This is a genomic window from Bilophila sp. 4_1_30 (genome assembly GCF_000224655.1).
Classification (GTDB): domain Bacteria; phylum Desulfobacterota; class Desulfovibrionia; order Desulfovibrionales; family Desulfovibrionaceae; genus Bilophila; species Bilophila wadsworthia.
Genome location: NZ_JH114232.1, coordinates 785,184 through 790,220 on the forward strand (window position 1 = coordinate 785,184; position 5,037 = coordinate 790,220).

7 protein-coding genes are annotated in these 5,037 nt (G+C 61.5%); all 7 read left to right on the forward strand.

Annotated elements, in window-relative coordinates; genetic code table 11:
• A partial coding sequence (locus HMPREF0178_RS10100) for a cobalamin-dependent protein (RefSeq protein ID WP_009733333.1) occupies window positions 1-1,529 on the forward strand: 1,529 nt, incomplete at its 5' end.
• A gap of 15 nt (window positions 1,530-1,544) precedes the next feature.
• Window positions 1,545-2,021 carry a TlpA disulfide reductase family protein gene (locus HMPREF0178_RS10105; RefSeq protein WP_005028531.1) on the forward strand — a complete coding sequence of 159 codons (477 nt, stop codon included), beginning with the start codon at window positions 1,545-1,547 and terminating at the stop codon, window positions 2,019-2,021.
• 102 nt (window positions 2,022-2,123) lie between these two features.
• Window positions 2,124-2,582, forward strand: coding sequence for an N-acetyltransferase (locus tag HMPREF0178_RS10110; protein ID WP_005028532.1), 459 nt, complete (start codon window positions 2,124-2,126; stop codon window positions 2,580-2,582).
• Window positions 2,583-2,624: 42 nt separating this feature from the next.
• Entirely contained in the window at window positions 2,625-3,155 is a 531-nt protein-coding gene (gene hpt, locus HMPREF0178_RS10115) for a hypoxanthine phosphoribosyltransferase (protein ID WP_009733334.1), read from the forward strand.
• 17 nt (window positions 3,156-3,172) lie between these two features.
• Window positions 3,173-3,913 (forward strand): DUF3426 domain-containing protein, encoded by a 741-nt coding sequence (locus tag HMPREF0178_RS10120; RefSeq protein WP_005028535.1) that lies wholly within the window; start codon window positions 3,173-3,175, stop codon window positions 3,911-3,913.
• A gap of 290 nt (window positions 3,914-4,203) precedes the next feature.
• Window positions 4,204-4,533 (forward strand): CGGC domain-containing protein, encoded by a 330-nt coding sequence (locus tag HMPREF0178_RS10125; RefSeq protein ID WP_009733335.1) that lies wholly within the window; start codon window positions 4,204-4,206, stop codon window positions 4,531-4,533.
• 96 nt (window positions 4,534-4,629) lie between these two features.
• Window positions 4,630-4,944, forward strand: coding sequence for a TfoX/Sxy family protein (locus tag HMPREF0178_RS10130; RefSeq protein WP_009733336.1), 315 nt, complete (start codon window positions 4,630-4,632; stop codon window positions 4,942-4,944).
• The last annotated feature ends 93 nt before the right edge of the window (window positions 4,945-5,037 follow it).

Here is a 5,037-nt window from a genome sequence, read left to right on the forward strand (position 1 = left end):
TGACGCCTTCCGGCATCGTGCTGACCACCCGCACCCGGCTGGTGCGCGTCAGCCCCGCCGAGCCGTTCAAGATCATCGGCGAACGCATCAATCCCACGGGCAAGAAAGATCTGCAAGCGGAATTGCAGGCCGGGGAATACGGCCTCGCCATGCGGTTCGCCTCCGAGCAGGTGGCCCTCGGCGCGCCGATCCTCGACGTGAACGTGGGCGCGCCCATGGTCGACGAGGCGCTGCTCCTGCCAGAACTCGTGCAGCGCCTCACCGGAAAATACGCCGAACCGCTTTCCCTCGACTCCTCGCACGCGGAAGCCATTGCCGCGGCCCTGCCGTTCTGCCCCGGTTCCCCGCTGGTGAACTCCATCAGCGGCGAAGCCGACCGCATGGAACATCTCGGTCCGCTGTGCAGGCAGTGGGGCGCGCCGTTCATCCTGCTGCCCATTCAGGGCCGCAAGCTGCCGGTGAAGGCGGCGGACCGCATCGCCATCATCGAGAACATGCTCGACAAGGCCGCCATGCTCGGCATCCCGCGCCGCCTTGTGCTCGTGGACGTGCTGGCGCTGGCCGTGGCCTCCAAGGCCGAAGCGGCCCGCGAGGGCCTTGAGACGATCCGCTGGTGCGCCGCGCACGGCCTTGCGACCACCATCGGCCTGTCCAACATTTCCTTCGGCCTGCCCGCCCGCGAACTCGTGAACACGACGTTCCTCAGCATGGCGATGGGCGCGGGGCTCAGCTCCTGCATCGCCAACCCCTCAAGCGGCCGCCTGCGTGAAGCCAAGGCCGCCGGGGACGTGCTCATGGGCCATGACCGGGACGCCGCCGCGTTCGTGAACGGCTATGCCATGTGGACGCCGGGCAACGGCGGGACGGCGGACGCCGCCGCGTTCGCCCGGGCCACGGCGCAGACCGTGGAGGAGGCCGTGATTCTCGGCGACCGCGAAAGCGTGGTCGGGCTCGTGGAAAAGGAGCTGGAAGCCGGGGCCGATCCCTTTGAACTCGTGCGCGGGCGGCTCATCCCCGCGATCACCGAAGTGGGCTCGAAATACGAGCGCCGCGAATATTTCCTGCCCCAGCTCCTGCGCTCCGCCGAAACCATGCAGACGGCTTTCGCACGCCTGAAGCCGCTGTTGGAACGCGAAGCCAATGCCGAAGCGCAGAAAATCATCGTTGTCGCCACCGTTGAGGGCGATATTCACGACATCGGCAAGAACATCGTCAGCCTCATGCTCGGCAACCACGGCTTCAAGGTCGTGGATCTGGGCAAGGACGTGAAGGCCGAAGCCATCGTCGAGGCCGCCGTCGCGCACAAGGCCGATCTCATCGGGCTTTCCGCGCTGATGACCACCACGATGGTCCGTATGCGGGACACGGTCGATCTCGTGAAGCAGCGCGGCCTCGGGGTCGACGTGATGGTCGGGGGCGCGGTCGTGACCCCGGCATTCGCGGAAAGCATCGGGGCCAACTATTCGTCCGATGCCGTGGACGCCGTGCGGCTCGCCAAGAGCCTCATCGCGGCCCGCAAGAACCAGTAACCCAAAGGAACAGCCATGCGCCGTCTTTCCTGCCTGATCGCCCTGTTGGCCTGCCTCGTGCTGGCCCTGCCCGCGTTCGCCGCCCCTCAGAAGGCCGATGCCATCTCCGGCATCTCCAGTGAGAAGGTTCTCGATATCGTGAAAGCCAACAAGGGCAAGCTCGTCTTCATCAACTTCTTCGCCACGTGGTGCCCGCCCTGCCGGGAGGAGATCCCCGAACTTATCAGTATACGCAAAGCCTATCCTGCCGACAAGGTGGTCATCGTAGGTATTTCGCTTGACAGCGATCGCGGGAAGTTGGAATCATTCGCCGAGGCTATGAACTTCAACTACCCGGTTTACCTCGCGGAGCCCGACGTCCCCGCCCTGTTCGGGATCTCGTCCATTCCGTTCAACCTGCTGTACGACAAGACCGGCAAGCTGGTCGCCGGAGGCCCCGGCATGGTCGGCAAGGAAGACCTTGAGGAAGCGTTCAGCGGCCTTCTCAATTGATTTGGTATGCGTCCGGGGGACCCGCCGTTTCTCGGACGCCGTTTTCCCGGCCTGTTTGGCGGGCCGGATCAACGGCGGCTACCCCCTGAGGGGAGGAAGTCGATGAACCTGAGCGTTCGCAAGGCCCGCATGGGCGATATCCGGGCCATCCACGCCCTTTTGATGACGAGTTCCGCCGACGGCCTGCTGTTGCCGCGTTCCCTGACCGATCTGTACGGTCACCTGCGCGACTTCTTCGTCGTGGAGGGCGACGGGGCCACCGTCGGCTGCGGGGCCCTGTCCATCATTTGGGAGAACATGGCCGAAGTGCGCTCGCTGGCTGTGGCCGCCCATGCGCGCCGGAAGGGATGCGGTCGGCTGATTGTGGAAGCCTGCATCGCCGAAGCCCGCGAGCTGGACATCCACCGCCTGTTTGCCCTGACCTACCAGCTGCCCTTCTTCAATGCGCTCGGCTTTTCCATTGTGGAAAAGGAAGTGCTGCCCCAGAAGGTTTGGGTGGACTGCGTGAATTGCCCCAAATTCCCGGACTGCGACGAAACGGCGGTCCTGCTGGAAATCTAACCCGCCTCGCGGGACGTTGCCGTCCCTGAAGGAGCCTTTTACATGCGTATTACGAATCTCAAACCTCTGATCAGCGAAGAAGCCATCCAGACGCGCATCAAGGAAATGGCCGGAGAGATCAGCACACTTTATAAAGACGAGCCTCTGGTCGTGGTGTGCGTGCTCAAGGGCGCGTTCATGTTTTTTTCCGATCTCGTCCGGCATCTCACCTGTAAGCCGGAACTCGATTTTGTGCGCCTCGCCAGCTACGGCAGCGCGGCGCAGCGTTCCAAGACGATCACGTTCACCAAGGACGTGGAAATCCCGCTCGAAGGCAAGCATGTGCTCATCGTCGAGGACATCGTGGACACCGGGCACAGTATGGATTTCCTGTACCGCCAGTTTCAGGCGCGCGGCGCCCGGAGCCTGCGGCTTGCGGTTCTGGTCGACAAGAACGAGCGGCGCGAGGTGCCCGTCACTTCTCACTTCGTCGGGTTTGCCTTGCCTAGCGGGTTCGTCGTGGGGTATGGTCTGGACTACGCTGAGAGTTATCGGGAACTCCCGGCGATCTACGAGGCTGAAATAGAAGAATGACGAATGGCGGAGTCCCTATGATCGTTACATGCCCTAATTGCAGTACCAAATTCAATCTGCCCGAAACGCAGGCCGCTCCGGGGGCCAAATTGCGCTGTTCGGTGTGCAAGCACGTGTTCCAGCTTTCCGACGGCGTGAAGCCCGCGGAGATCCGTATGGAGCCGGACTTGAGCCTCTCTTCCCCGTCCCTCTCCATGCCGCCCAAGAAGAAGGGCGGGATATGGGGCTGGGTGCTGACGCTGTTGATCCTCTGCGCGGTGGCCGGAGGCACGTGGTGGGCTTGGACCTACACGCCCCTCTTCGACACCGTGAAGGAGATGATCGCGCCGCCCAAGAAGCAGGACCCGGTGGAGCTGGTCAAGAACATCGCCTTGCGCGGCGTGCGGCAGTACAACATCAGCAACGAGAAGCTCGGCAACATTTCGGTGGTCGAAGGGAAGGTCGTGAACGGCTTCAACCAGCCCCGCGAACTGATCCGCATCGAAGCGTCGCTGTACGATTCCGCGGGCAACGCGCTGGTTTCCAAGCAGCAGCTTGCGGGCACGTCCCTGTCGCTGTTCCAGCTGCAGGTCCTCGGCGAGCAGGACATCGAGCAGGCCCTCGCCAACAAGATCGACATCATGGCGACCAATACCAATGTCCTCCCCGGCGGAGAGGTTCCCTTCATGGTCGTTTTTTACAGCCCGCCGGACAACGCCGCCGAATTCGGCGTCAAGGTCATCGACGCGCGCATTCCCCCTGAGAAAGAGAAGAAGTAGGGATAGATGAGTATTGGGGAGGGGAGAGGGAACCCTTCTGAAGAAGGGGCTCTCTCCCCTCCCCAAAACCCACCCCTCTCCCTCCTAAGACTTTTGTAATGGGGGAGTGCTGACGCCGGGGAACGGGGGAAAAGATATTGTGGAGCGGGGTTCTCGTCATGTATGGGAGTCCCGCTTTCTTTTGTTCCTGCCGTTGCATGGGCTGGTTAAAGCTGGTATCGGTTTTTGAGCCAGCCTCGTTCGGATGGGGCGGCAGATGTGTTTTGGTAAAGAAAACGAGAGGGATCGGCATGAAAAAGGTTGGTATCATCCGCTGTCAGCAAACTGAGGATTTGTGCCCCGGCACGACGGATTTTGTCACGGCGGCCAAAGGAAAGGGAAGTTTCGAAGCGTTCGGTGAATGCCAGATCGTCGGCTTCGTGAGCTGCGGCGGCTGTCCCGGCAAGCGTGCCGTAGTCCGCGCCAAGATGCTGGTGGATCGCGGGGCGGAAGCCGTTGCGCTCGCTTCCTGTATCGGCAAGGGATCGCCTATCGGCTTCCCCTGTCCCAACCGTGAGCAGATGGTGCAGGCCATCCGTGCGAAGATCGGCGACATCCCGTTGCTCGAATATACCCACTAAGGCGTAAAGGCACCTCCCAGGATTTTCCGCCAACAGGCCAGGACATCCGGCTCTCCTCCAGACAGGGGAGAGCCCCTTGCTGCCAGAGGAGAAGAAATGGCCTCAAGCCCTGAGTTCATGCAATCCGTCGCGGCGCTGTTGGAAGACGCGGGAACCATCACCTACAGGAAGATGTTCGGCGAATATTGCGTCTATTGCGACGGCAAACTGTTCGGCTGCGTTTGCGACGATCGCCTGTTCGTGAAGATCACGGAACCGGGAAAAGCCTTCATGCCGGATGGCAAGCTGGAATTGCCCTATGAAGGGGGAAAGCCGATGCTCCGGGTCGAGCGGTTGGAAGACAGGGCCTTTCTGAAAAAACTCGTGCGTATGACCTGTGAAGCGCTCCCGGAACCCAAGAAAAAGAGATGAACATTTCCCTGCCCCTGTTTTCCCTTTTTTCTCAAAAAAAGACGCTCCAGTACGGAGCGTTTTTTTATCCGGTATAACCGACGAAAGGGATTT